The sequence below is a fragment of the Halomonas heilongjiangensis genome (genome assembly GCF_002879645.1).
GTDB classification, from domain to species: Bacteria; Pseudomonadota; Gammaproteobacteria; order Pseudomonadales; family Halomonadaceae; genus Halomonas; species Halomonas heilongjiangensis.
In genome coordinates, this window is the sequence record NZ_PNRE01000085.1 from 26693 (window position 1) to 51051 (window position 24359).

The following is a 24359-nucleotide window of genomic DNA, read 5'->3' on the forward strand; positions in this document are numbered from 1 at the left end:
CAACGGACACAGGCTGATAGTATATATGGAACCTCATATATGACCTCGGAGAGGACCCATGTCTCAACCGCTGCTTATCGGTATCAACGGCTTCGGGCGCATCGGACGGCTGACGCTGCGCAGCCTCTGGCCCCGCGTCGAGGCCGGCGAGGTCGAGATCGGCCGCATCAACGACCCGGGCGGCGACGTTGCCACCTTCGCCCACCTGCTGGAGTTCGACTCGGTGCATGGCCACTGGTCGCCGGGGCAGGGCATCGCCGCCGAGGAGGACGCCATCGTCATCGACGGCAAGCGGATCGGTTTCAGCGCCAATGTTGCCACCACCGACAGCGACTGGTCGGGCTGCGATGTGGTGATCGAGTGCTCCGGCAAGCTGAAGACCCGCGAGAAGCTGCAGGCCTACCTGGATCAGGGCGTGGCGCGGGTGGTGGTCAGTGCGCCGATCAAGGAGGAGGGCGTGCTCAACGTGGTGATGGGCGTCAACGACGACCTGTATGACCCCGCGGCGCATCGCATCGTCACCGCGGCGAGCTGTACCACCAACTGCCTGGCGCCGGTGGTCAAGGTGATCCACGAGACCTACGGCATCCGCCACGGCTCGATGACCACGGTGCACGATATCACCAACACCCAGGTCATCCTCGATGCCCCGAGCTCTCCCCGCAAACCCGACCTGCGCCGTTCGCGGGCCTGCGGCATGAGCCTGATTCCCACCACCACCGGGTCTGCCAAGGCGATCACCGAGATCTTCCCCGAACTCGCCGGCAGGCTCAACGGCCATGCCATCCGCGTGCCCCTGGCCAACGCCTCGCTCACCGACATGGTCTTCGAACTCGCGCGCGAGGTGACGGTGGAGGAGGTCAACGCGGCGCTGAAGGCCGCGGCCGAGGGCGAACTGGCCGGCATCCTGGGCTATGAGGAGCGCCCGCTGGTCTCCATCGACTACCGCACCGACCCGCGCAGCTCGATCATCGATGCCCTTTCCACCATGGTGGTGAACGGTACCCAGCTCAAGCTCTACGCCTGGTACGACAACGAGTGGGGCTATGCCAACCGCACCGCCGAGCTGGCCCTGAAGGTGGGGCGGGGACAGGTAGAGAGGGTGCAGGTAGGCCGTGGCTGAATCCCTTGCCGCTCGGCTGCGCGGGCTGCCCGTCGAGGTCCGCCAGTACCTGTTGATCACCGGCAACTACTGGGCCTTTACCCTGACCGACGGCGCCCTGCGCATGCTGGTGGTGCTGCACTTCCACCAGCTCGGCTACTCGCCGCTGGAAGTGGCGCTGCTGTTCCTCTTCTACGAGGCCTTCGGCGTGGTCACCAACCTGGTGGGCGGTTGGCTCGGCGCGCGCCTGGGGCTCAATCGCACCATGAACATGGGCCTTGGCCTGCAGATCGTCGCGCTGGCCATGCTGATGGTGCCCGCCGCGGCGCTCACCGTGCCCTGGGTGATGGCCGCCCAGGCACTCTCGGGGATCGCCAAGGACCTCAACAAGATGAGCGCCAAGAGCGCGGTCAAGGTGCTGGTGCCCAAGGACAGCCCCAGCGCCGGCAGCGCCCTCTACCGCTGGGTGGCGATCCTCACCGGCTCGAAGAACGCCCTCAAGGGCGCCGGCTTCTTCCTCGGCGGCCTGCTGCTGACCCTGATCGGCTTTCAAGGCGCGGTCGGCGTCATGGCGCTGATGCTCGTGGGTGTGTTGGGCTTGTCGCTGGTGCGCCTCAAGGCCGACCTGGGGCGCCAGAAGCACAAGCCGAAGTTCCGCGAGGTGTTCTCCAAGTCGCGGGCCATCAACGTGCTGGCGGCGGCGCGGCTCTGCCTGTTCGCCTCGCGCGACGTGTGGTTCGTGGTGGCCCTGCCGGTCTTCCTCTTTGAGCAGCACGGCTGGAGCCACTGGACGGTGGGCGGGTTGCTGGCGATCTGGGTGATCGGCTACGGCGGCGTGCAGACCCAGGCGCCGCGCCTCACCGGCCTGGTCAAGGGCGGGGCACGCGGGGTCACGGTGTTCTGGGCCCTGGCGCTGGCCGGCCTGCCGGCACTGCTGGCGCTGCTGCCGCTGGCCCAGGTGGGCTGGCTGGTGGCGGGGCTGCTGGCCTTCGGCGTGCTGTTCGCCATCAACTCCAGCTGGCACAGCTACCTGATCGTGCACTACGCCCGGGCCGACGGCGTCTCCATGGACGTCGGCTTCTACTACATGGCCAACGCCATGGGCCGGTTGCTGGGCACGCTGCTCTCCGGCTGGGTCTACCAGGTCTTCGGGCTTGCCGCCTGCCTGTGGATCTCGGCGGCGCTGGTGGTGGCCAGTGCGGCGCTGGCCCTGGCGCTGCCGCGCCAGCACGCATGAAGCGGGCCGCTGTCGGCCTGTGCCCCCTTCCCGTAGAATGACAGGGATCGATCACCGTGGTGGAGACTGCCTTGACACTGCTGGAACCGGTTCGCTTCTTCAAGTGCCTGGCGGATGACACCCGCCTGATGCTGCTGCTGTTGATCCAGGTCGAGGAGGAGCTCTGCGTCTGCGAGATGACCCATGCCCTGGAGCAGTCCCAGCCCAAGGTATCGCGGCACCTGGCGCAGCTGCGCCGCTGTGGCCTGCTCAATGACCGCCGCGAGGGGCAGTGGGTCTACTACAGCCTCGCGCCCGGGCTCCCCGGCTGGGCGATCACCACCCTGCAGGCCGCCGCGCAGGGCGAGGCGGCCAGGCTCGGCGAATGTCGGTCGCGGCTCGGGGACATGGGGAATCGCCCCGAGCGACGCCTGGCCTTGTGCTGAGCGAGGACGTCACGACTGGTGACGCCGCGCCCCGGTCTCAGCGTGTGGGCGTGCCGGCATCGGGATGGGCTTCGAGCTCCATGAGGCCGCGCAGCGCCAGGAGTCCGAGCAGCGGTCCCGGCAGCAGCCACCACAGCACCCAGGTGCCCTGCAGGCTCCACAGCGTGGTGGTCAGCGAGATCGCCGGGATGGTCAGGGCGAAGCCCACCGCGTTCATCACCGCCAGGGTCGAGCCGATCCGCTCCCGTGGCGCGGTGGCCGCGGCCAGGGCCGAGAACTGCGGCGAGTCGGCGATGACGGTCAGTCCCCACACGCCGAGCAGACCCAGCAACAGCTCGGGGGGTGCCCCGGGCAGCAGGGGGTAGGCCAGGCAGATCATCCCCGAGGTGGCCAGGGCCCGGCGCGCCACCCAGAGGCTGCCCCGCCGGCGGCTCAGGCTGCCGCCGCCCACGCAGCCGATGAGCCCCAGGGCGATGATCCCGAACGACAGCCAGGAGACCAGACCCGGTGGCGCGGTGAGTCGCTCGACCTCGCGCATGACCAGGAAGGGGGTCAGCATCCAGAAGGCGTAGAGCTCCCAGCAGTGGCCGAAGTAGCCGCCGGCCACGGCACGAAAGCGCCGCTCGCGCAGGGCGGCGAGACCATCGAGCAGTCGAACCTTGCCGCCCGGTGGGGGCAGGTGGGGGCCGTCGCCCAGGGCGAGGACCATGGCGCCGCCCACCAGGGCCAGGGTCGAGGCGCCGAGCAGCGGCCACTCCCAGGGCAGCCCCAGGGTGGAGCCCCGCAGCAGGTGGGGCAGGGCGGTGCCCAGGGTGAGCATGCCGACCAGCCAGGCGAGTGCCGCGCCGGTGTGCCTTGGCGTCCAGCCGATCACCAGCTTCATGCCCAGCGGATAGATGCCGGCCAGGCAGAGCCCGGTCGCGAAGCGCAGCAGCAAGTCGAGAGGCGGATGAGCCGCCGCCAGCACGAAACCGCCGTTGACCAGGGCGCCGGCCAGGCAGGAGGCGGCGAAGATGCGGCTGGCGCGGAAGCGGTCGGCGAGCCCGGTGGCGGCGATGGTCAGGGTGCCGACGATGAAGCCGGCCTGGACCGTCAGAGTCAAGCGACCCAGATCGGCCTCGGAGAGCCCCAGGTCGCGGGACAGCGACAGTCCCACGCCGTTGACGCTGAACCACAGCGAGGTGCCGCAGAGCTGGGCCAGGACGATGACGGCCAGCGGGTATCGTTGCCACGGGGAAGTCTTCATCGCCTCATCCTCGCCTTCGGGGGGCGGCAAGGCAATGCTCCCTGAGTCGAGGGTTTCCCGATTCAGCGACTCGACGGCTCGGGAAAGCGGTCTCGGGTGGCGTTGGCGATGCGCACCAGCGCCAGCATCAGCGGCACCTCCACCAGCACGCCCACCACGGTGGCCAGCGCCGCCCCGGACTGCAGCCCGAACAGCGCGATGGCGGCGGCCACCGCCAGCTCGAAGAAGTTGCTGGCGCCGATCATCGCCCCGGGGGCGGCCACGTTGTGGGGCACCTGCCAGGCCTTGGCCCAGCCATAGGCGATGAAGAAGATCAGGAAGGTCTGGAGGATCAGCGGGATGGCGATCAGCACGATATGCAGTGGCGCCTCGAGAATCACCTCTCCCTGAAAGGCAAACAGCAGCACCAGGGTAATGATGAGTCCAACAGGTGTGACTGGACCAACGCGCTTCATGAAGACGTTGTCGTACCAGTCGGGGCCGTGGCGGGCGATCAGGGTGCGGCGGGTCAGGTAGCCGGCGGCCAAGGGAATCACGATGTAGAGCACCACCGACAGGGCCACCGTGTCCCAGGGCACCTGGATGTTCGACACGCCGAGCAGAAACACCACGATGGGCGCGAAGGCGAACAGCATGATCAGGTCGTTGAGCGCCACCTGCACCAGGGTGTAGGCGGCATCGCCGCGGGTCAGGAAGCTCCACACGAAGACCATGGCGGTGCAGGGCGCCGCGCCGAGCAGGATGGCGCCGGCCAGGTACTGGCTGGCCAGTTCCTGGGGAATGAACGGGCGAAAGATCACCATCAGGAACAGCCAGGCGATGGCGAACATGGTGAAGGGCTTGATCAGCCAGTTCACCGTGGTGGTGATGACGAGTCCCTTGGGCTGGCGGCGCACGCCGAGCACGGCGGCGAAGTCGATCTGCGCCATCATCGGAAAGATCATCGCCCAGATCAGCACCGCCACCGGGATCGACACCTGGGCGACCTCGAAGCGCGACAGGGTCTCGGGAATCGCCGGGGCGAACTGGCCGAGCAGCACGCCGGCGACGATGGCCAGCGCCACCCAGAGGGAGAGAAAGCGCTCGAACAGGCCCATGCCCTCGGCGGAGCTCGGTGCCGTCGTGCTGGAGCGGGGCGTCATGGTCATGGGTGCTACCGTCGGTTGGAGATGAAGTGCGAACAGAATATATGCCTTTCCATATGTCTTCAATCGATCGGCTCGTCGAGCCACATCGATCGCATGGCGCTGCTATGATCGGTCTCGCATGCCAGTCACCGTCATCGGGAGGCTCCTTGTCCGCCACCGCACCGCCCGCCACCGACTCCCTGCGACTCGATCGACTGGGGATCGGCGAGCTCGAGAGTGTCGATCTGGCCGTCGAGCCCGGCGAGATCCTCTGTCTTTCCGGGGCCAGTGGCGCGGGCAAGAGCCGGCTGCTGCGCGCCGTCGCCGACCTCGAGCCCCACCGCGGCGAGGTGTGGCTGGGCGAGCTGGCCCAGTCGGCGGTACCGGGTCACCGCTGGCGCCGGCGGGTGATGCTGGTGCCGGCGGAGAGCCACTGGTGGGCCGACGGCGTCGGCGAGCACCTTGCCGACCCCGGTGATCGCGATCTCGAGGCCCTGGGGTTCGACCGGGAGGTGCTGGGGTGGCAGGTGAGCCGGCTCTCGTCGGGCGAGAAGCAGCGCCTGGCGCTGCTGCGGGCGCTGTGTCGCGAGCCGGCGGCCCTGCTGCTCGACGAGCCCACCGCCAACCTGGACGACGCCACCGCGAGGCGCGTCGAGGCCTGGCTGGTGGAAAGGGTGCGCGAGCGCGGCTGGCCGGTGATCTGGGTCGCCCACGACCGGGCGCAGATCGGTCGGGTGGCGAGGCGTCACCTGCGGATCCATGGCGGTGGCCTGGTGGAAGAGGAGCAGGCCGCATGGACGTGATCGAGCTCTCCTGGTGGCAACTGGCCCTGGCGGCACTGATGGTGGTGGCGCTCGCCGGCTGCATGGCGGCGGCGCGACTGGGCATGAGCCGCAGCCTGCTCGTCGCCGCGGCGCGCACCGTGATCCAGCTGGCGCTGGTCGGCCTGGTGCTCGAGGCGTTGTTCGCGGCAGAGCGGCTGCACTGGGTGGCCTTGATGGCGCTGGGCATGCTGCTGATCGCCGGGCGCGAGGTGATGGCGCGCCAGAAGCGCCGGCTGCTCGGCGGCTGGGCCTTCGGCATCGGCACGGTGGCGATGTTCCTGTCGTCGTTCACCGTCACCGTGCTGACCCTGACGGTGATCATCGGCCCCGAGCCCTGGTACCGTCCCCAGTATGCGATTCCGCTGCTGGGCATGATGCTCGGCAATACCATGACCGGGGTGGCGCTGGCGCTCGATCGTCTTACCGAGACCGCCTGGCGTCAGCGCGCGGTGATCGAGAACCGGCTGATGCTCGGCCAGCGCTGGAAGGAGGCGATCGGCGACATCCGCCGCGAGGCGATGCGCAGCGGCCTGATGCCGATGATCAACGCCATGGCCGCCGCCGGGGTGGTCAGCCTGCCGGGCATGATGACCGGCCAGATACTCGCCGGCAGCCCGCCGGCGCTGGCGGTGAAGTACCAGATCCTGATCATGTTCACCATCACCCTGGGCACCGGCTTCGGTACCCTGGCCGCGGTGGCGGCGGGCAGCCGGCGGCTATTCGATGGGCGTGAGCGGCTACGGCTGGATCGGCTGGCGGTGCCGAAATAGCGGCGCCCGCCGCAAGGCGGGCGCCGGACAGGAGCGGGTCGCGATCAGTCGACCAGTTCGACCGCCACCGCGGTGGCCTCGCCGCCGCCGATGCACAGGCTGGCGATGCCGCGCTTGCCGCCCCTGGTGCGCAGGGCATGGATCAGGGTGGCGATGATCCGCGAGCCGGTGGAGCCGATGGGGTGGCCCTGGGCGCAGGCGCCGCCGAAGACGTTGACCTTGTCGTGGGGAATGTCGAGCCCGTCCATGGCTAGCAGGGTGACCACGGCGAAGGCCTCGTTGATCTCGAACAGGTCGACGTCACCGACGCGCCAGTCGAGCGTCTTCAGCAGCTTGTCGATGGCCCCCACCGGGGCGATGGTGAACTCGCTGGGGTGCTGGGAGTGGGTGCTGTGGCCGAGCATCCGCGCGATGGGCCTCGCGCCGAGCCTGTCGGCCGCCGCCTGGCTGGCCAGGATCAGCGCCGACGCGCCGTCGGAGATCGAACTGGAGTTGGCGGCGGTGATGGTGCCCTCCTTGGCGAAGGCCGGGCGCAGCGAGCGGATCTTGTCGAGCTTGGCCTGGAACGGCTGCTCGTCGTGATTCACCACGCTCTCGCCCTGGCGAGTGGTGACCGTGACCGGCACCATCTCGGCGTCCAGGTGGCCGGCGTTGGTGGCCGCCATGGCGCGCTCCAGCGAGGCGATGGCGAAGTCGTCGAGGCGCTCGCGGCTGTAGTCGCGGGAACTGGCGACCTCTTGGGCGAAGACCCCCATCAGCTTGCCGGTCTCGGCGTCCTCCAGGCCGTCGAGGAACATATGGTCCTTGAGCTCGCCGTGGCCAAGGCGATAGCCCGTCCGCGCCCTGGTCAGCACATGGGGCGCGTTGGACATGGACTCCATGCCGCCGGCGAGGATCAGCTCGCCGCTGCCGGCGCGGATCAGGTCGTGGGCCAGCATGGTGGCCTTCATGCCCGAACCGCACAGCTTGTTGATGGTGGTGGCGCCGATGCCATCGGGAATGCCGGCCTGGCGCATCGCCTGGCGGGCCGGGCCCTGCTTGACGCCGGCCGGCAGCACGCAGCCCAGGATGCCTTCGTCGATGGCATCGGGGGCGATCCCGGCGCGTTCGATGGCGGCGCGGATGGCGGCGGCGCCGAGCTGTGGCGCGGTGAGGCTGGAGAGGCTGCCGAGCATGCCGCCCATGGGGGTGCGGGCGGCGGAGAGGAAGACGATATCGTTGGACTGGCTCATGGTGGATACTCCCGGAGTAGCAGTGCGAGTGGTGCGATTATCGTTATACGAGTTGCCGGCCCGGCGGCCAGGTCGCGTTGACCTGCCGTCGGGGCTGTGGTTTTCTCAGGGTCAACCAAGCAAGCGCTAGTGTAAACGTCGATGAATGTAATGAATGACTCCCCGCGCCGCAAGGAACTCACCCGCCAGGCCGCCCAACTGTTCGTCCAGGAGGGCTTCGACCGGACCACGGTGCGCATGCTGGCCCAGGAGATGGGCATCAAGTCCGGCAGCCTCTTCCATCACTTCCGCGACAAGCAGGAGATCCTCGCCGCGGTGATCGAGGAGGGCACCCAGAACGCCCTGGCCATCGCACGCGAGACCCTTCAACAGTGCGACAACACGCCGGAGGCGCGGTTGCATGCCATGGCCCGCGCGCATCTCGAGACCCTGCTCACCGACCGCAACGCCCATGTGGTGGCACTCTACGAGTGGCGGCGCCTCGACACCGCGGCCCGGGACCACCTGAGCCACCTGCGCGACGCCTACGAGGCACTGTGGGAAGAGGTCATCGACGAGGCCCTGGCCGCCGGCTTGATTCATGGCGACCGCTTCCTGGTCTCGCGCTTCGTCATGGGGGCATTGAACTGGACGGTGCGCTGGTACGACCCGTCGGGGGCGCGCTCGCCGGATGACCTGGCCCGCGAGCTGGTCGCCATGATCTCCCGTCCCGCCACCTGAGGCCATTCACGGGGCTTGCGGCCCGCCACGCTCGACCATCGTCTAGTCCCTTCTGCCCGTTCAGGGGTTGCTCCCTTCCGCGAGAGCCTCTAGCTTGTACCAAGCGCTTGCTAGGTTGACGCTTACGTCAACTGCATCTAACCAGAAGGTTGGCGCCTACGCCAGCGCCACGGTCACACGATCGCCGACATTCTCTGCCGACAACAAGCACAAGCATCCGTGAGGGCATGACATGAGCACAGCGACGACTCCCGAGTACCGGGCCTACCTCGAGACCTTCAGCGTGGATGACGTCATCGCGCGGCTGGACGATCATCGCGACGGCAAGGCCAACGCCTTCGAGTCGTGCTGCGGGCGCCACCTGCGTGCCGGCCGCGGCGATGTCCTCGCACTGGTGCACGAGGACACCGAGGGCCGGGTCAACAAGCTGAGCTACGCCGAACTGGAAGCCGAGAGCGCCAGGCTCGCCGGCTGGTTCGCCGAGCGTGGCTTGGGTGTGGGCGACCGTATCGCCTGCATGCTGCCACGCTCGCCGCAGTTGCTGGTGGCGGTGCTCGCCACCTGGCGCATCGGTGCGGTCTACCAGCCGCTGTTCACCGCCTTCGGGCCCGACGCCGTCGACTACCGCCTGGGGCGTGCCGACACCAAGCTGGTGATCACCGATCACGCCAACCGCTTCAAGTTCGACGGGCTCACCCGGTGCCCGCCGGTGCTCGCCGTGGGCGGCCCGAGCGCCGAGCACGGCGACGACCTGGACTGGGCCGAGGCGCTGGCCCACTCGCCGATCGAGGCCAGCCCGCCGCGGCTGGCTCCGGACGCTCCCTTCCTGCAGATGTTCACCTCCGGCACCGTCGGCAAGCCCAAGGGCGTGGCGGTACCGCTGGCCGGCATGCCGGCCTTCGCCCTCTACATGGAGCTGGCCATCGACCTGCGTGCGGACGACCGCTTCTGGAACATGGCCGATCCGGGCTGGGCCTACGGTCTCTACTACGCCATCGCCGGTCCGCTGCTGCTGGGCGTGACCACCCACTTCTGCGAGGCGGGCTTCAGCGCCGAGGGCGCCATGGCGTTCATGCAGCGCCACCGCATCACCAACTTCGCCGCCGCCCCCACGGCCTACCGGCTGATGAAGGCCTCGGGGCTGTTCGACGGCGCCCGCGGGACCCTCGAGCTGCGCGTGGCGAGCTCCGCCGGCGAACCGCTCAATACCGAGGTGGTGAGCTGGGTCGAGCGCGCCCTGGGCTGCCCGGTGATGGACCATTACGGCCAGACCGAGACCGGCATGACCTGCTGCAACCACCATGCGCTCGACCACCCCAAGCATGTCGGGGCCATGGGCGTGCCGATGCCGGGCTACCGCCTGGCGATCCTCGACGCCGAGTACCACGAGCTGCCCCCGGGCGAGCCGGGCGTGCTGGCGGTGGATATCGCCAAGTCCCCGGCGCATTTCTTCGCCGGCTACACTTGGCAGGAGAAGCACCCCTTCGCCGAGGGCTACTACCTGACCGGTGACGTGGTGATCCGCAACGAGGACGGGACCTTCCAGTTCGCCGGCCGCGACGATGACATCATCACCACCGCGGGCTACCGGGTCGGGCCCACCGACGTGGAGAACAGCGTGATGACTCACCCGGCGGTGGCCGAATCCGCCGCCGTGGGCCAGCCCGACGAGATCCGTGGCGAGATCATCAAGTCCTACGTGGTGCTGCGCGAGGGCTTCGAGCCGAGCGATGCGCTGGCCGACGAGATCCGCCAGCAGGTGCGCGAACGGCTCTCGACCCACGCCTTCCCGCGGGTGATCGAGTTCGTCGACGTGCTGCCCAAGACCCCCAGCGGCAAGATCCAGCGCTTCAAGCTGCGCGCCGATGCCGCCGAGAAGGCCGAAGCGGCCCCGGCCAGATGACGACCCCGAGGAAATCGACATGCAAGTGAAGGACACTACCTTTCTGATCACCGGCGCCGCCTCCGGACTGGGGGCGGCCACCGCCGAGCGCCTGGTCGCCGGCGGAGGCCGCGTGGTGCTCTGCGACCTCAGCGAGGCCGTGGAGGCCCACGCCGAGAGGCTCGGCGACGGCGCCCGGGCGGTGCGCGGCGACGTCACCTCGGGCGACGATATCCAGGCCGCCATCGATGCCGCGGTCGCACTAAGCGGTGGCCGCGGGCTCGCCGGGGTGATCCACTGTGCCGGCGTGGTCAGCGTGGCCAAGCTGGTCGACCGCGACGGCAACCCCGCCGACCTCGACGCCTATGCCCGCACCATCCAGATCAACCTGGTGGGTACCTTCAACGTCATGCGCCTGGCCGCCGCCGCCATGGCGAAGAACTCGCCGGGCGAGGACGGCGAGCGCGGGGTGATCGTCAACACCGCCTCGGTCGCCGCCTTCGACGGCCAGGTGGGGCAGTGCGCCTACGGCGCCTCCAAGGCCGGGGTGGTGGGCATGAGCCTGCCCGCCGCCCGTGAGCTGTCGCGCCACGGCATCCGCGTGATGGCCATCGCCCCCGGGGTGTTCGAGACGCCGATGATGAGCGAGATCCCCGACGAGGCCGCCCAGGCCCTGGCCGCCGCCGTGCCGTTCCCCAAGCGACTCGGCAGACCCGCGGAGTTCGCCCGCCTGGCCGAGCAGATCGTCACCAACCCCATGCTCAACGGCGAGGTGATCCGCCTCGACGGCGGCATCCGCATGCAGTGAGCTGAAGCGCCAACCTTGTAGGAGCCCAGCTCCGCTGGGCGATCCGTCGTGAAACGACGGTAGCGCCGACAGGCGCCTCGATCTTGTCACCCTATCCAGCCCGCCCCCGGCAATGCCGGCGGCGGGCTCTTTTCGTCCAGGTCGCTGTCTGTGAGGATAGCCGCGCGGCATGCCGGGGTTGGCGCGCAATGTAAAACGAACGCTTGACTCTTTGTGATGCGACGGCTAATTTAAAACGTATGTTTGAAAGCGGTTGCCGCCGCCTTCCTGCGCCCGACTTCAGGCGACCTTATCTGGGAGAGATCGAGATGCCCGACTATCAGGCCCCCCTGCGCGACCTGCGCTTCGTGATGGACGAGATGCTGGACTACCCGGCCCACTACGCCCGCCTGCCCGGCGGCGAGGAGGCTTCGCCCGACGTGGTCGCCGCCATCCTCGAGGAGGGCGCGCGCTTCGCCCGCGAGGTCTTGCTGCCGCTGAACCAGAGCGGTGACCGGGAGGGCTGCCTGTTGGAGGGCGGCGAGGTCAAGGCGCCCAAGGGCTTCAGGCAGGCCTACCAGCAGTACGTGGAGGGTGGCTGGCCGAGCCTGGCCGCCGACCCCGAGCACGGCGGCCAGGGGCTGCCCCACTCGCTGGCCATGGTGCTCTCCGAGATGATCTGCGCCACCAACCTGGCCTGGGGCATGTACCCCGGCCTCTCCCACGGCGCCGCCGATGCCCTGCGCCATCACGGCACCGAGCAGCAGCAGGCCACCTACCTGACCAAGCTGGTGGAAGGCGTGTGGACCGGTACCATGTGCCTGACCGAGCCGCACTGCGGTACCGATCTGGGCCTGATCAAGACCCGTGCGGTGCCGATGGCCGATGGCGCCTTCGACATCACCGGCACCAAGATCTTTATCTCCGCCGGCGATCATGACCTGGCCGAGAACATCGTCCACCTGGTGCTGGCCAAGCTGCCGGACGCCCCGGAGGGCTCGAAGGGCATCTCGCTATTTGTGGTGCCTAAATTTCTGCCGACCGAGACGGGTGAGCCCGGCGAGCGCAACGGTGTGGCCTGCGGCTCGCTGGAGCACAAGATGGGCATCCACGGCAACGCCACCTGCGTGATGAACTTCGATGGGGCCCGCGGCTTCCTGGTGGGGCCGCCCAACAAGGGCCTGGCCTGCATGTTCACCATGATGAACGCCGCCCGCCTGGGCGTCGGCATCCAGGGCCTGGGGCTGACCGAGGCGAGCTTCCAGAATGCCCTGGCCTATGCCCGCGACCGCCTGCAGATGCGTGCGCTCTCCGGCCCCCAGGCACCCGAGAAGCCCGCCGACCCGATCATCGTCCACCCGGACGTGCGCCGCATGCTGCTGACCCAGAAGGCCTTCGCCGAGGGCGGCCGGATGCTGGTGCTCTACACCGCCCAGATGCTGGACATCGTCGAGCATGGCCAGGAAGCCGCCGAGCGCGAGCGGGCCGAGACCCTGCTCGGCCTGCTGACGCCCGTCGTCAAGGCGTTCCTCACCGAGGTCGGCTTCGAGGCGACCAACGAGGGCGTGCAGGTCTTCGGCGGCCACGGCTTCATCCAGGAGTGGGGCATGGAACAGTTGGTGCGCGATGCGCGCATCACCCGCCTCTACGAGGGCACCACCGGCATCCAGGCCCTCGACCTGCTGGGCCGCAAGGTGCTGATGAGCCAAGGCGAGAGCCTCAAGGTCTTCACCAGGGAGATCCACAAGTTCTGCCAGGCCGAGGAGGGCAACGGCGAGCTGGCCGAGTTCGTGACGCCGCTGGTCAAGCTCAACGCCGAGTGGGGCGAGTTGACCATGGCGGTCGGCGTGAAGGCGATGCAGGACCGAGAGGAAGTGGGTGCGGCCAGCGTCGACTACCTGATGTACTCAGGCTACGTGACCCTGGCCTACCTGTTCGCCCGGGCGGCGAAGCAGGCCAGCGCCGCGTTGGCGGCCGGCAGCGACGATGCCGCCTTCTACCACACCAAGCTCCATACGGCCCGCTTCTACTTCCAGCGCCTGCTGCCGCGCACCCGCGCCCACGCCGCCATGATCCAGGCCGGCGCCGGCTCGTTGATGGCGCTCTCCAGCGAAGACTTCGGCCGCGGCTTCGAGATCTGATACCTCTCTCTCGATCGGGAACGATCGGTGGCTTGGCGGCGGGCATTGCCCGCCGCTTTTTTTTTGCGTATGCCGTAGCGTCGGCCGAACGCTGTCGATGTCCTACCCCAGCGATGCCTCCGTGGCTGCTACCCTTGCACTACGCTTGGTCATGACCGGAGGCAGAAGGGGAGGGAGGCCTTGTACCCACACGACGACATGAACATCGACCGGTTCCGTGCGCGTCTCGCCGCCGGCGAGAGCCAGCCGCTGGACTGGTGGCATCTCTGCCGCGAGCGCATCGCGGTACGCGAGCCCGAGGTGCAGGCCTGGGAGGTTCTCGCCCCGCGCACCCCCGAGCCGCCCGCCGCCGGGCTGCTGCGCGGGGTGCCCGTCGGGCTCAAGGACATCATCGAGACCCGCGACCTGCCCACCGCCTGGGGCACCGGCGGTTACCTTGGCACGCCGGGTTCGCTGGTCGATGCCGCCCTGGTCACGCTGCTCGAGCAGCAGGGGGCCTTGATCATGGGCAAGACCGTGACCACCGAACTCGCCTACTTCACCCCCGGCAAGACCCGCAACCCCCATGATCTCACGCGGACCCCGGGCGGCTCCTCGAGCGGCTCGGCCGCGGCCGTGGCCGCCGGCATGGTGCCGCTGGCCTTCGGCACCCAGACCGCCGGCAGCATCATCCGCCCGGCGAGCTACTGCGGGGTGTTCGGCTTCAAGCCGACCTTCGATGCGGTGAGCCTCGCCGGGATCAAGTCCTTCGCCCCGTCGCTGGATACCCTGGGCTGGTTCGCCAACCATATCGAGGATATCTGCACGACCTTCTCGGCGCTGACCCGGGCACCGGCCATCGACGCCCTGCCGAGCCTCGATGGCGTGCGCGTCGGGGTGAGAAGCCTGCCGAGCGACCGGGTGCTGGACGCCGACGTGCAGCGGGCGCTGGCCCGCACCCGGATCCGGCTCGAGCGACTGGGGGCCAATGTCGTCCCGCTGCCGCTGGACGAGCGGTTTGCCGCCCTGGTCGAGTACCAGAAGGAGGTCATGGCCTACGAGGCGGCACAGACCCTGGCCAGCGAGCACCGGCAGCATGCCGACAGCATGGGCCCCCGGCTGGTGGCGCTGATCGAGGAGGGACAGACGCTGCCCTATGCACGCTACCGGCAGGCGCAGCAGGCGGCGATCGAGCTGCGCCAGGTGCTCTCCCGGGGCTTCGTCGACGCGGTGGACGTGATCCTCGCCGCCAGTGCCCAGGGGGTGGCGCCCGAGGGGCTCCAGGCGACCGGCGATCCGCTGTTCTGCCGCGCCTGGACACTGCTCGGCGTGCCCTGTCTCAACCTGCCGCTGGGCCGCGGTCACCAGGGGTTGCCGGTCGGGGTGCAACTGATCGGTGAGCGTTTCCAGGACGACCGGCTGCTGGCGATCGCCCGCACCCTGATGGGGGGCGGCTCCGGCTAGCCGGGGCCGTTACAGGAGGGTGCGATCGAACTCGCGGCGGAAGTACATCTCGAGGCGCAGGGTCATCGCCCAGCGCGGATCGTGGCCGGCCTCGCGGGGGAAGTGGAGGGCGGGGGCCATGTCGAGAAACAGGATGCCCCTGTGCACGTCGCGGCGGTAGCGCAGTTGGAGGAAGGCGTCCTCGACGCGCGGGCGCGAGATGCTCTCGCCGAGTACCGCGGCCGTGTAGCGCAGGGCGCGGCGCCGGTCGAGGCGACGGTTGAGCTCGACGGCCTCGCTGAACTCGAGGGTATCCACCTCCTCGCGCCACTGGACATTGGTCAGAAAGCGCAGGTGCCGCCGCTCGTCGAGCAGCCGACCTAGGTCCCAGCGGGTGCGGGCGGAATAGCCGTCCTTGTTGAACCACGACAGGCGGTTGTCGCTCTCCAGCTGCCAGGGGCCATCGCGGAGGGTCCATAGCCGCTGGCTGATCACCCGCGCGTAGGGATCGGGCGGCAGGCGAGCCCGGATGCCGGCGCCGACCTGGGTGTTCCACTGCAGGGCCTTGTCCCGGTCGCCCAGGCGATTGATGCCGATCCGCAGCCTGCCGCCCCGGTCGGGGCGCTCGTCGGCGAGGGTCGACTCCTGTTCGGCCAGGGTGCCGCGGGTCTCCTCGGGGTCGCTCTCGATGACCAGGCGCAGGCGCCGCTCGGTGGTCGGCAGGTCAAGCCGGAAGCTGGCGCCCAGGTCCTGGTCGAAGGCATCGCCTTCGCGCCAGCGCCACGCCTGGCCGATGCGCAGATAGGAGTCGGTCTCCACGCTCAGGGCATCGGTGGTGCCGAAGAAGCTATCGATGCGTCGCGAGGTGTTCTCGACCCACTGCGAGACGCTTTGGTGGAAGGGATCGAGCCGCTCGTCGACCCACGGCGGCAGGTCGCTATCGGGGTCGCCCTCGCTGTCATGATGGGTGTCGGCGTGGGCGCCGAGGCTGGCACAGGCGACGAGGATCATCAGGGCTTTCTTCATCTTGTTGTTCTCGCTCTTCTCCGGTGCCTGTCTCTCAGTCTATGCGCTATTCACAAAAGGGTGGCATCCTGCGCTGGCCCACGCCGTGCGCCGCTGCCCGGCAGGGGGCATGTCAGGCAAGGCAGCAGGGACCTTGCCGGGCCGGCGGGGGTCAGAGTCGAAGACGGCGGGACGGGAGGTTTGCCGATGCTGGAAAGGTCGACCTCGGGGCGGTGGGCACTCCCCTGGAGGCACGCGCATCTGGCCCTGACGGTGCTGGTGGTACTGCTCTGGTCACAGCTGGGGGAGCGACTCGCCGGCCTGCTGTTCGTGCCGGCCTGGGTGCTGGTCACCCAGTTGATCGCCGCCGGCAGCCTGGAAGCCGCCCGGCTGCGTCGCCGCGCCTGGCTGGACCAGTACCTGCGTGACGACTCCCCCTGGCACCGCTGGCTGCGCGGCGGCGCATTGATGGTGGCCCGTCACCAGTTGCTGGGCGCCTGCCTGGCACTGCTGCTGCTGGTGAAGCTGCGCCTGCTGGCCTGGGTCGACTGGCCGATGCTGCTGGTCGCCGTGGTCGGGCTGGTGGGACTGCGCAACGGCCTGCGTCGGCGCCTCGCCCGGCATGTCATTCGCGGGCATCTCCCGGCGGTGACCCGGCGCCTGGTGGTGCCGCCCGCCGCCGGTCTGCTGTCCCTGATGCTGGTGGCCGTGGCGCTCTGGCTGCCCCAGCCCTACCTGGTGGGCCTGGGCTGGGAAGAGGCGCTGCTGCGCCACCTCCAGGGGCGCGACGCGGCTTCGCTGCTCGGCTTCTTCGAGCGGCTCGGCAGTGCGGCGGAGATCATCCAGTACTGGGCCATGCAGAACGCGGTGGAGAGCCAGCAGCTCGGCGCGCCCCTGGCGCTGCTGGGCTGGTCGCTGCTGCTGCTGACCCAGAGTGCCTTCGCCTGGGCCTATGTCCGGCTGCTGGTGGGGGCCGATGCGCTGCGCCGAGAGGGCGGCCGGTCCGCTCCCGTAGCGTCGCGTTTGCGCGGCGAGGAGGAGACCCGATGAACTCGGCGCGACGCACCCGGGGCATGGCCTGGTGGCCGGTGTGCGGCTGGCGACGCTGGGCCGCTTCGCTGCTGGCGGTCATGGCGCTGATGCTGCTGCTCGACCATGGCCATCGCCTGCTGCAGGGCCGTGCAGAAGCGCCGCTGTTCCGGGTGGTGGTCAACGGCGAATCCCTGCTGCTCGATGCCGAGACCCACGCCGAATTCGGACGAGACCTGGACCGGCTCACTGCCCGGTGGCAGGAAAACGTGGTGGCCTCGATGCAACCCTGGGTCGACGAGCGACTGGAGGCGGCCTTCGCGCCGCTCGAGGCGGCGGTGCCGGGGTATCTCGACTGGTACTACTCCCTCGCCGGCAGCTACCTGCGGCTGGGGATGGCGGTGGCCGGCGAACTGGATGACTGGCTGGACGCGCAGCTCCATGAGCGCCTGGTCGCCGCCAGCGGGGTCGAGGAGGCCCTGGCCGAGCTGGAGGCGGACTACCCTCAGCAGCTGGCCCGGATGCAGCAGGAGCGGATGCAGGGCGTGGTGCAGCGCCTGCACGAGGCGTACGAGCCGCGCCAGGCGACGCCGGCGGCGGAGGGCGAACGCCCCGTCCAGGCCCTCGATCTCGACCTGGCGCTGGGGCAGGCGCTGCATGACGGCCTGGATGTGTCGCGTTGGGGCACCGCCACCCTGGGCGGCGCCGGCGTCGGCCTGGTGGCGGGGCGTGCCCTGGCCCAGCGGCTGGGGGCCGGGGCGGCCGTACAGGGCAGTCGGGTGGTCGTGCGCGGCCTGGTGGCACGCCTGGGTGTCAATACCGCCCGCTCGCTGGCGACGGGTGGCATGGCGGCGGCCGCCGCCTCACCCAGCGGCCCCGGGGCCATGGTGATCGGCACGGCCACCACCGCCATTGCCCTGGCCGGCTTCGTGGGCAGCGAATACGCGCTGCTCAAGGCCCAGGAGGCGCTTCATCGGCCGGCGATGCAGGCCCAGCTGCTCGACGAGATCGACCAGGCCCGCCAGGAGACGGGCCGGGCGCTGGATGACCTGACCGTGGCCAGTGTCGCTACGCTGGCCGCTCGAGCGACACACCACGCCGGCCGGGCCGAGGCGGGAGCGCAGGCGCCCGAGGCGTACCGGATCTTCGGCACTCGGGGCGATTGAACGGAACCCGCGCATCGCCTGGCATGAACGCCGGGAGACGGCCGGTCCTGGCGGATCCGGCCGCGCCTCGGTCAGTGGGGGTGGTGTGCGCAGATCACCGCCGGATTGAAGGGTTCGAGGCGGCCGTTGCTGTTATCGAGGAACCAGATGTGCTGGTCGTAGTGCGGCTCGAAGCCGTGTGCCTCGTCGAGCGTCGTGTCCGGGTCATTGGCCATGTAATCCCAGCTGCGACCGGCGAAGCGCGGGGGCTCGGTATGGCCGGCTTCCTCCCACGCCTTCTGGAACACCAGGTTTTCGACCCCGACCAGCGCCAGGGTGCCATCCGGCTGTGGTTCGTAGAGCAGGATGGCGGGCTGGAGAAAGTCGGTGTGGGTGCCGGTGCCGTCGACCCGTGGCTCGGTGGCGGTGATGCCCAGCAGGCCCGGGTGCAGGTAGTGGATGCCCATGCCGCCCAGCTCGGCAGGCAGGCCATGGGCCCCGGCCATCACGCACTCGCCCGACGGGTCCGGAATGTACCCTTCCGCCAGGGCGACATTCACATCCGCGAAGCGCTCCACCGCGACACGGATCGCCTCGACCATGCCCGTGAGTTCGTCGGCCTTCGCGCTATTGGCCAGCGGGCCGGACAGCGCGAGTCCGACGGTGATGGCACCTCCCAATACGACTGATCCACGCATGTGACTGTCCTCCACGGGGCCGAGCCCCGGCAGCCCTGCCGTTCGGCACCGGCCTGCCCGAGCGGGCCCTTGCAGGGAAAGTGAAACCGCCGCAGCTTCCTGTGCTCATCATATTCAAGGCGCCATCTCGTCGACGCTTGATATTTTCCCTTCTCGGGTAGCAGGGAAATGCTCAAGGGAGAGGCGAAATGCTGAGCGCCGGTCGTCATTCCCGGTGGGTGGCGGTGTCAGCCTCGGCAGGCCGGGGCGTGTCGCTTGGGGGGAGCAGTGCCGTTACCCACACCAGGGCCAGGTCGGCCATGGCCCCGTCGTCCAGGCCCTGCGTGTTCAGTGATGCCCAGGTGGTGAAGGCGAGGGCGTGGTGGAGCGTGGCGGCGAGCCGGGTATCGGTGCTCGCGCCGAAGCCTGCGATCAGGTTGTCGCCGATCCGACGCAGGTGGGCCCGAAACTCTGCCATGGGACCCTGCAGCGCCGGCACGGCCGACTCGTCCCGGTGCGAGGCGGCCCACATGCGCTCGGTGAGGCGGTAGTAGCGGTAGAAGGCGGACAGCGCCGCGCGGGTACGCGCCGGCCCGGGCTCGAGGCCGGCCCAATCGGTCGGATGGGGAGGCGGGTGCTGTTCCAGCCAGTGCCGGGTGCAGGCCTGGAATACCGCCGTTTCGTCGGGAAAGTGGCGGTAGACGGTCAGCCGCTGCACGCCGGCGCGTTCGGCGATGGCGCTGATCGTCGTGGCGCGTGGGCCGATCTCCTCGTGCAGCTGCATGGTCGCCTCGACGATCCTCAGCCGGGTCTCTTCCTGCGATGCCGCGCGCTTGCGCTGGGTATAACGGCGTCTGGTGGTCATTCATTGAACATACATGTTCGTTCAACTATTGACAAGTGACGTCGGCGGGCTTAAATGTCGCTTGTGAACAATGGTGTTCCTTCAAAACAGGAGAGTGCCGCATGACCAACAACGACAACCTGACCACCAGGCACGATGCCGTGATGCTGGAATGCCAGGCGGCCGGGAGCGACTGGCGGGTGTTGCCCGCCTTCCTGCCGGTTCCTGGGCTGGGGGGGCTGGCCGTCAACGCCTTCCTGCTGAAGGGGACCGAGCCCGTGCTGGTCGACACCGGCCTGGCGACACTGGGGGATGCCTTCCTCGAGGCGTTGGAGGCGGAGATCGATCTCGACGACCTGCGCTGGATCTGGCTGAGCCACACCGATGCCGACCATATCGGGAATCTCGCGCGTATCCTCGAGCGCGCCCCCCGGGCCAGGGTGGTCACGAACTTTCTCGGCATGGGCAAGATGGGCATGCTGGGTCACGATCTCTCCCGGGTGCAGCTGCTGGCGCCGGGGGCAAGGCTAGAGCTCGGCGATCGCCGCCTGGTGCCGCTGCGGCCGCCGTACTACGACGCACCGGAGACGCTGGGGTTCTTCGATACGCGCTCCGGGACCTGCTTCGCGGCCGACAGCTTCGGCGCCCTGCTGCCCGAGGCGGCCACTCCGCTCGAGGGGGTCGATGCGGATGCGCTGCGCGATGGCCTGGTGGCCTGGTCGTCCATCGATGCGCCCTGGCTCGCGACGGCAGACCGCGAGGTGCTGGGTCGTACGCTCTCGTCGCTGCGGCGGCTCGCGCCGACGACGCTGTTGTCGGGTCATCTGCCCGTCGCCTGTCAGGGTGTCGAGCGTCTCACTGCCCTGGTGCACGACGCCTGGTGCGCCGGGCCGAGCACCGGCATTGCGCCGGACTCCCTGGAGGCCGTGGCGGTGGCTCTGGGGTAAGGCCTGCCGGCTCGGGGGCGAGGTTGCTGCCCGGGCCGGCGGAGCATGGCCGCGGCAGCCGGGGCCCGGTCATGCCGTCTTCCATTTGATGTTGCAGCCCATCGATGGCTTCTGGGTGGCATCCGGTGCCTGGCCGGCGAGCACGGCATCGGCGGCGGCACGCAGGTCGGCCCCGGTCACCGGGGTCTCCTTGCTCGGCCGGCTGTCGTCGAACTGGCCGCGGTAGACGAGCCGGTGGTCGGCATCGAAGAGGAAGAAGTCCGGGGTGCAGGCGGCCTGGAAGGCGCGGGCCACGTCCTGGCGCTCGTCCACCAGGTAGGGAAAGCCGTAGTTCCGCGAGCGGGCCTCCTCGATCATGCGCCCGGGGCTGTCGTCGGGATGGCTGTGGAAGTCGTTGCTGTTGATGGCGACCACGGCGAGGCCGCGTTCGCCATACTCCCGGGCGAAGTCGGCGAAGGCATCGGCAACGTGCTTGACGAAGGGGCAGTGGTTGCAGATGAAGGCCACGAGTATCGGCTGGCCCTGGAAGTCGGCGCTGTCAATCTCCGTGCCGTGGGGGTCGGGAAGGCGGAAGGGCGGCAGGGGACTGCCGAGCTCGGCCATGTTCGAGGGCGTCAGGGACATGGGGAAGGCCTCCTGTAGTGCTTGAAGGATAGTCTCAGGGTAACAGAAGGCGCCGCTGGAGTCGGTCGGCCGGGCCTGTCTAAACTTGATCAGGCCAACGCCGGTTACGTAGGCGAGCGGTACAGCGCCCCGTCCTGCAGGCGTGCAGGCGGGCGGATAGTTGAATTCGCGGGCCTCTCGCTGGTCCATCGGAGGATGACGAGCGACGGATAGACACAGGGAGGAGGTGACGGATATGAGCGTACAGCAGGTAACCGAAGCGGAACTGCTGGCCCGAGTCGAGCGCTGCATGGCCGGCGAGCGACTGGTGGTCGAGCATGAAGGCAAGCGTTTCTCGGCCCGGGTACAGCATGTCGGCGCCACCGGAGTGAAGGTCATTCCGGAGACGGCGTTGCAGGGCAGCCACGGAGCGCCCGGCGACATGGACGGTTTCATGGTCTCGTTCGGCGAGATCATGGAAGTCGAGATCGGCGGTGTCACCTATCGGTGGCGGTGAGTCGCAGGCTGGCTCAGGGTGGTGGGTAGCCGAGCTCGGCGCCGAGGCGAGCGGCGTGGGCCGAGATCCAGCTCGGGTCGAACGGCCCCCAGTCGCGAATCACATAGCGGCCGATGTTGTGCCGCTCGCCGGCGTCCTTTTCGAACTCGCAGACGATGTCCAGCTCGGCCAGGGCGCCCAGGGTGTCCTGGGCGGTGCGTCGTGGCATGCCGGTGGTCGCCATGATCGCCGGTACGCTGGTGACGCCGCTGTCGACCAGGTGGGCGACATAGAGGCGGCGATAGAAGCTCGATCTCGTCTTGGTGAGGGCAGTCATTGCGGCAGTGCTCTGCTGGGTGATAATGCCTTCTATCCTAGCGGAACCAGCCCTTCATGACGTCGGTGATGCGCCGCATGTCGGTATCGTCGGTGATATAGGCCGGCATGGTGTAGAGCCAGCGGCCGATGGGACGCAGCCAGACGCCCTGCTCGCGGGCCCAGTCGCCCACGCCGGCAAGGTCCGCCGAATCGCGGGTCTCGATCACCGCGGTGGCGCCGAGCACCCGCACGTCCTCGACCGCGGGATGGGCAGCGAGCGTCGCGTCCTCGAGCAGCTCATCGCACAGCACGCGGTTGAGCCCGGCGATGCGGCCCAGGTAGTCCTCCTCCTCGAACACCGCGAGGCTCTCCAGCGCCACCCGGCAGGCCAGCGGATTGCCCATGAAGGTCGGGCCATGCATAAAGGCATGGTGGGGGCTGTCACCGACGAACGCCTCATGCACCCGGTCGGTGGCCAGGGTCGCCGCATGGCCGAGATAGCCCCCGGTGAGCCCCTTGGAGAGCACCATGATGTCCGGCGTCACATCGGCATGGTCGGCGGCGAACAGCTTCCCCGTGCGGCCGAAGCCGGTGGCCACCTCGTCGAACACCAGCAGCACGTCGAATTCGTCGCACAGCTCGCGCGCGCCCCTGAGGTAGTCGGGCGAGGTCATGTTGAGCCCGCCGGCGGCCTGCAGCAGCGGCTCCATCAGCAGGGCGGCGATCTCGTGATGGTGGGCCGCGAGCACCGCGCGCAGGGCGTCGAGGTCGGCCCGGACCGCTGCCGGCTCGGCGTCGAAGGGTGCAGTGGGGGCCGGGGCGAAGTGATGCCGCGGCAGGTAGCCGGCGAACAGCGAGTGCATGCCCTCCTCGGGGTCGCACACCGCCATGCAGCCGGCGGTATCGCCATGGTAGGCCTTCATCAGCGAGAGCAGGCGATGCTTGCCGGGCCTGCCGCGCAGCTGGTGATACTGCACGGCCATCTTCATCGCCACTTCCATGCCCACCGAGCCGCTGTCGGAGTAGAAGACGTGGTTCAGCCCCGCCGGGGTGATCCTGACCAGTTCCCGGGCCAGGCGGTCGGCGGGCTCGTGGGTCAGGCCGCCGAGCATCACGTGGCACAGCTCGCCGGCCTGCTCGCGGATCGCCGCCACCAGCCGCGGGTGGGCATAGCCGTGGATCATGCACCACCAGGAGCAGGTGGCGTCGAGCAGCGACTCGCCGCTCTCCAGGGTGAAGCGCGGGCCCGTGCCGCCGATCACCCTGGGCGCCGGTGACTGGGTCTTGAGATGGGCATAGGGATGCCAGACGGGGGACGTCATGCGGGCCTCCGGGGGACGAGGGTGGCGAACAGGGTCGGGCGAGCGGAGCGAAACGACGGGGACGCGCAGGCGCCGTGCTTCCCCGGGGGAAGACGGACATTCGCTTTTGCAATCGAGGAGCTGAAATGGTGCGGATGGGGAGACTTGAACTCCCACGCCCGAAGGCACCAGAACCTAAATCTGGCGTGTCTACCAATTCCACCACATCCGCACGGTCGGGCAGGCGTCCACATTGTACGGACGGGCCTTCGCAAGTCAATCGACATCGGGCAGCACCAGGTGGTCGGCGGCGGCCTCGGCCAGCGCCCGGGGGCTTCTCGCCGCGAGGCGTGGCACCACGCCCAGGCAGGGGCCGGGCAGCCGATGCGTCAGGGTCGCCAGGTTGTCGCGGTACAGCTCGCGGTCGGACGCGAAGGCGGGATCGAGCAGGTTTCCCACCCAGCCGGCGAGGGGCTGGCCGTCGGCGACGATCGCCTCGGCGGTGAGGCGGGCGTGACTGAGGCAGCCGAGCTTCAGCCCCACCACCAGGATCACCGGCAGGCCGAGACGCCCGGCGAGGCCCGTGAGATCCTCGTCGTCGTTGAGGGGAACCCGCCAGCCGCCGGCACCCTCGACCAGCGTCAGGCCACGCTCGAGGGCGAGCATGGGCCGAAGAGGATCGACCAGGTCGTCGAGGCCGAGGGCGACGCCCGCCCGGCGGGCGGCCAGGTGCGGGGCGATGGCGGGGGCGAAGGCGAAGGGGTTGATCGCCGCGTAGGGCTGGGCCGGTGCACATTGGGCCTGCAGTGCCAGGGCATCGGCGTTGCGCAGTCCGTCGGCGGTGGGTTCACAGCCCGAGGCGATGGGCTTGAGCCCGAGCGTGCTCAGGCCGCGGCGGCGCGCCAGGGCGAGCAGGCCGGTGGTGACCAGGGTCTTGCCGGCGTCGGTATCGGTACCGGTCACGAAGTAGGCGGGCATCTCAGCGCTCCAGCACCAGGGTCAGCAGCCGGTAGGAAACGGGCAGGCCGTCGGGCTCGCGCAGGGCCTCGTAGCGTCGGCGGGCGCGGGCCAGGTCGGCG

At 69.2% G+C, this 24359-nt stretch carries 24 protein-coding genes and 1 tRNA gene; 14 read left to right on the forward strand and 11 right to left on the reverse strand.

Features of this window, described 5'->3' with window-relative positions; all coding sequences use genetic code 11:
* Positions 1-58 precede the first annotated feature (58 nt).
* The 3 genes from C1H66_RS18295 (at position 59) to C1H66_RS18305 (ending at position 2764) form a co-directional block, all read left to right on the forward strand.
* On the forward strand, positions 59-1123 hold the full coding sequence (locus C1H66_RS18295; protein ID WP_102629314.1) for an ArsJ-associated glyceraldehyde-3-phosphate dehydrogenase: 1065 nt from the start codon (positions 59-61) through the stop codon (positions 1121-1123).
* Positions 1116-2339: an organoarsenical effux MFS transporter ArsJ gene (gene arsJ / locus C1H66_RS18300; RefSeq protein WP_102629315.1), complete on the forward strand. Its 1224-nt coding sequence runs from the start codon at positions 1116-1118 to the stop codon at positions 2337-2339. Before C1H66_RS18295 ends, arsJ begins: the two co-directional genes overlap by 8 nt.
* Positions 2340-2467: 128 nt before the next feature.
* Positions 2468-2764, forward strand: coding sequence for a metalloregulator ArsR/SmtB family transcription factor (locus tag C1H66_RS18305; protein ID WP_240618392.1), 297 nt, complete (start codon positions 2468-2470; stop codon positions 2762-2764).
* 37 nt (positions 2765-2801) lie between these two features.
* Here the strand turns inward: C1H66_RS18305 and C1H66_RS18310 are convergent, their stop codons facing one another.
* Positions 2802-4010, reverse strand: coding sequence for an MFS transporter (locus C1H66_RS18310; RefSeq protein ID WP_102629336.1), 1209 nt, complete (start codon positions 4008-4010; stop codon positions 2802-2804).
* 62 nt (positions 4011-4072) lie between these two features.
* Positions 4073-5152 (reverse strand): ACR3 family arsenite efflux transporter, encoded by a 1080-nt coding sequence (arsB, locus tag C1H66_RS18315; RefSeq protein WP_102629337.1) that lies wholly within the window; start codon positions 5150-5152, stop codon positions 4073-4075.
* Positions 5153-5304: 152 nt separating this feature from the next.
* Between arsB and C1H66_RS18320 the strand changes: the two genes are divergently transcribed.
* Positions 5305-5940 (forward strand): ABC transporter ATP-binding protein, encoded by a 636-nt coding sequence (locus tag C1H66_RS18320; protein ID WP_240618388.1) that lies wholly within the window; start codon positions 5305-5307, stop codon positions 5938-5940.
* On the forward strand, positions 5931-6731 hold the full coding sequence (locus tag C1H66_RS18325) for an ABC transporter permease (protein WP_102629318.1): 801 nt from the start codon (positions 5931-5933) through the stop codon (positions 6729-6731). The genes C1H66_RS18320 and C1H66_RS18325 overlap by 10 nt, the downstream gene beginning before the upstream one ends.
* Positions 6732-6775: 44 nt before the next feature.
* Here the strand turns inward: C1H66_RS18325 and C1H66_RS18330 are convergent, their stop codons facing one another.
* The gene (locus tag C1H66_RS18330) at positions 6776-7963 is read right to left on the reverse strand and encodes an acetyl-CoA C-acyltransferase (protein ID WP_102629319.1); all 1188 of its coding nucleotides are present in this window, start codon (positions 7961-7963) and stop codon (positions 6776-6778) included.
* A gap of 150 nt (positions 7964-8113) precedes the next feature.
* Between C1H66_RS18330 and C1H66_RS18335 the strand changes: the two genes are divergently transcribed.
* From C1H66_RS18335 to C1H66_RS18355, 5 genes are all read left to right on the forward strand, one after another.
* Positions 8114-8683 carry a TetR/AcrR family transcriptional regulator gene (locus C1H66_RS18335; protein WP_102629320.1) on the forward strand — a complete coding sequence of 190 codons (570 nt, stop codon included), beginning with the start codon at positions 8114-8116 and terminating at the stop codon, positions 8681-8683.
* Positions 8684-8915: 232 nt separating this feature from the next.
* Complete coding sequence (locus C1H66_RS18340) at positions 8916-10586, forward strand: AMP-binding protein (RefSeq protein ID WP_102629321.1); 1671 nt, start codon at positions 8916-8918, stop codon at positions 10584-10586.
* 19 nt (positions 10587-10605) lie between these two features.
* Positions 10606-11373, forward strand: a complete 768-nt coding sequence (locus C1H66_RS18345; RefSeq protein WP_102629322.1) for an SDR family NAD(P)-dependent oxidoreductase — start codon at positions 10606-10608, stop codon at positions 11371-11373.
* A 308-nt stretch (positions 11374-11681) separates the two neighbouring features.
* Complete coding sequence (locus C1H66_RS18350; protein WP_102629323.1) at positions 11682-13493, forward strand: acyl-CoA dehydrogenase C-terminal domain-containing protein; 1812 nt, start codon at positions 11682-11684, stop codon at positions 13491-13493.
* A gap of 180 nt (positions 13494-13673) precedes the next feature.
* Positions 13674-14936, forward strand: coding sequence for an amidase (locus C1H66_RS18355; RefSeq protein WP_240618389.1), 1263 nt, complete (start codon positions 13674-13676; stop codon positions 14934-14936).
* 9 nt (positions 14937-14945) lie between these two features.
* On the opposite strand, the gene C1H66_RS18360 is transcribed toward C1H66_RS18355, so the two are convergent.
* Positions 14946-15941, reverse strand: a complete 996-nt coding sequence (locus C1H66_RS18360; RefSeq protein ID WP_240618390.1) for a hypothetical protein — start codon at positions 15939-15941, stop codon at positions 14946-14948.
* A gap of 186 nt (positions 15942-16127) precedes the next feature.
* Here C1H66_RS18360 and C1H66_RS18365 point away from each other — a divergent pair, with 186 nt between their 5' ends.
* Together C1H66_RS18365 and C1H66_RS18370 are read left to right on the forward strand one after the other, a co-directional pair.
* On the forward strand, positions 16128-16970 hold the full coding sequence (locus C1H66_RS18365; protein WP_102629325.1) for a hypothetical protein: 843 nt from the start codon (positions 16128-16130) through the stop codon (positions 16968-16970).
* A complete protein-coding gene (locus C1H66_RS18370; RefSeq protein ID WP_102629326.1) occupies positions 16967-18115 on the forward strand; it encodes a hypothetical protein in 1149 nt (382 codons plus the stop codon). Before C1H66_RS18365 ends, C1H66_RS18370 begins: the two co-directional genes overlap by 4 nt.
* 71 nt (positions 18116-18186) lie before the next feature.
* On the opposite strand, the gene C1H66_RS18375 is transcribed toward C1H66_RS18370, so the two are convergent.
* On the reverse strand, positions 18187-18792 hold the full coding sequence (locus C1H66_RS18375; RefSeq protein ID WP_102629327.1) for a hypothetical protein: 606 nt from the start codon (positions 18790-18792) through the stop codon (positions 18187-18189).
* Positions 18793-18997: 205 nt separating this feature from the next.
* A complete protein-coding gene (locus C1H66_RS18380) occupies positions 18998-19636 on the reverse strand; it encodes a TetR/AcrR family transcriptional regulator (RefSeq protein ID WP_102629328.1) in 639 nt (212 codons plus the stop codon).
* 101 nt (positions 19637-19737) lie between these two features.
* Here C1H66_RS18380 and C1H66_RS18385 point away from each other — a divergent pair, with 101 nt between their 5' ends.
* Positions 19738-20562, forward strand: coding sequence for an MBL fold metallo-hydrolase (locus C1H66_RS18385; RefSeq protein WP_102629329.1), 825 nt, complete (start codon positions 19738-19740; stop codon positions 20560-20562).
* A 69-nt stretch (positions 20563-20631) separates the two neighbouring features.
* On the opposite strand, the gene C1H66_RS18390 is transcribed toward C1H66_RS18385, so the two are convergent.
* A complete protein-coding gene (locus C1H66_RS18390; RefSeq protein ID WP_102629330.1) occupies positions 20632-21186 on the reverse strand; it encodes a thioredoxin family protein in 555 nt (184 codons plus the stop codon).
* 235 nt (positions 21187-21421) lie between these two features.
* On the opposite strand from C1H66_RS18390, the gene C1H66_RS18395 reads away from it, so the two are divergent.
* A complete protein-coding gene (locus C1H66_RS18395) occupies positions 21422-21682 on the forward strand; it encodes a hypothetical protein (RefSeq protein WP_102629331.1) in 261 nt (86 codons plus the stop codon).
* Positions 21683-21695: 13 nt separating this feature from the next.
* Here the strand turns inward: C1H66_RS18395 and C1H66_RS18400 are convergent, their stop codons facing one another.
* The 4 genes from C1H66_RS18400 to bioD all read right to left on the reverse strand — a co-directional run bounded on the left by C1H66_RS18400 (position 21696) and on the right by bioD (position 24258).
* Complete coding sequence (locus tag C1H66_RS18400) at positions 21696-21998, reverse strand: winged helix-turn-helix domain-containing protein (protein WP_102629332.1); 303 nt, start codon at positions 21996-21998, stop codon at positions 21696-21698.
* A 37-nt stretch (positions 21999-22035) separates the two neighbouring features.
* The gene (gene bioA, locus C1H66_RS18405; protein WP_102629333.1) at positions 22036-23301 is read right to left on the reverse strand and encodes an adenosylmethionine--8-amino-7-oxononanoate transaminase; all 1266 of its coding nucleotides are present in this window, start codon (positions 23299-23301) and stop codon (positions 22036-22038) included.
* Between the two features lie 126 nt (positions 23302-23427).
* A tRNA-Leu gene (locus C1H66_RS18410) sits at positions 23428-23512 on the reverse strand.
* Between the two features lie 44 nt (positions 23513-23556).
* Positions 23557-24258: a dethiobiotin synthase gene (bioD, locus tag C1H66_RS18415; protein WP_102629334.1), complete on the reverse strand. Its 702-nt coding sequence runs from the start codon at positions 24256-24258 to the stop codon at positions 23557-23559.
* Between the last annotated feature and the right edge of the window lie 101 nt (positions 24259-24359).

Bases quoted from the DNA above. Each gene is read 5' to 3' on its own strand.
- C1H66_RS18295 (WP_102629314.1), top strand. From the start codon at position 59: ATGTCTCAACCGCTGCTTATCGGTATCAACGGCTTCGGGCGCATCGGA.
- C1H66_RS18305 (WP_240618392.1), top strand. From the start codon at position 2,468: ATGCTGCTGCTGTTGATCCAGGTCGAGGAGGAGCTCTGCGTCTGCGAG.
- C1H66_RS18310 (WP_102629336.1), bottom strand. From the start codon at position 4,010: ATGAAGACTTCCCCGTGGCAACGATACCCGCTGGCCGTCATCGTCCTG.
- arsB (WP_102629337.1), bottom strand. From the start codon at position 5,152: ATGACGCCCCGCTCCAGCACGACGGCACCGAGCTCCGCCGAGGGCATG.
- C1H66_RS18325 (WP_102629318.1), top strand. From the start codon at position 5,931: ATGGACGTGATCGAGCTCTCCTGGTGGCAACTGGCCCTGGCGGCACTG.
- C1H66_RS18330 (WP_102629319.1), bottom strand. From the start codon at position 7,963: ATGAGCCAGTCCAACGATATCGTCTTCCTCTCCGCCGCCCGCACCCCC.
- C1H66_RS18335 (WP_102629320.1), top strand. From the start codon at position 8,114: ATGAATGACTCCCCGCGCCGCAAGGAACTCACCCGCCAGGCCGCCCAA.
- C1H66_RS18340 (WP_102629321.1), top strand. From the start codon at position 8,916: ATGAGCACAGCGACGACTCCCGAGTACCGGGCCTACCTCGAGACCTTC.
- C1H66_RS18345 (WP_102629322.1), top strand. From the start codon at position 10,606: ATGCAAGTGAAGGACACTACCTTTCTGATCACCGGCGCCGCCTCCGGA.
- C1H66_RS18350 (WP_102629323.1), top strand. From the start codon at position 11,682: ATGCCCGACTATCAGGCCCCCCTGCGCGACCTGCGCTTCGTGATGGAC.
- C1H66_RS18360 (WP_240618390.1), bottom strand. From the start codon at position 15,941: ATGAAGAAAGCCCTGATGATCCTCGTCGCCTGTGCCAGCCTCGGCGCC.
- C1H66_RS18365 (WP_102629325.1), top strand. From the start codon at position 16,128: ATGCTGGAAAGGTCGACCTCGGGGCGGTGGGCACTCCCCTGGAGGCAC.
- C1H66_RS18370 (WP_102629326.1), top strand. From the start codon at position 16,967: ATGAACTCGGCGCGACGCACCCGGGGCATGGCCTGGTGGCCGGTGTGC.
- C1H66_RS18375 (WP_102629327.1), bottom strand. From the start codon at position 18,792: ATGCGTGGATCAGTCGTATTGGGAGGTGCCATCACCGTCGGACTCGCG.
- C1H66_RS18380 (WP_102629328.1), bottom strand. From the start codon at position 19,636: ATGACCACCAGACGCCGTTATACCCAGCGCAAGCGCGCGGCATCGCAG.
- C1H66_RS18385 (WP_102629329.1), top strand. From the start codon at position 19,738: ATGACCAACAACGACAACCTGACCACCAGGCACGATGCCGTGATGCTG.
- C1H66_RS18390 (WP_102629330.1), bottom strand. From the start codon at position 21,186: ATGTCCCTGACGCCCTCGAACATGGCCGAGCTCGGCAGTCCCCTGCCG.
- C1H66_RS18395 (WP_102629331.1), top strand. From the start codon at position 21,422: ATGAGCGTACAGCAGGTAACCGAAGCGGAACTGCTGGCCCGAGTCGAG.
- C1H66_RS18400 (WP_102629332.1), bottom strand. From the start codon at position 21,998: ATGACTGCCCTCACCAAGACGAGATCGAGCTTCTATCGCCGCCTCTAT.
- bioA (WP_102629333.1), bottom strand. From the start codon at position 23,301: ATGACGTCCCCCGTCTGGCATCCCTATGCCCATCTCAAGACCCAGTCA.
- bioD (WP_102629334.1), bottom strand. From the start codon at position 24,258: ATGCCCGCCTACTTCGTGACCGGTACCGATACCGACGCCGGCAAGACC.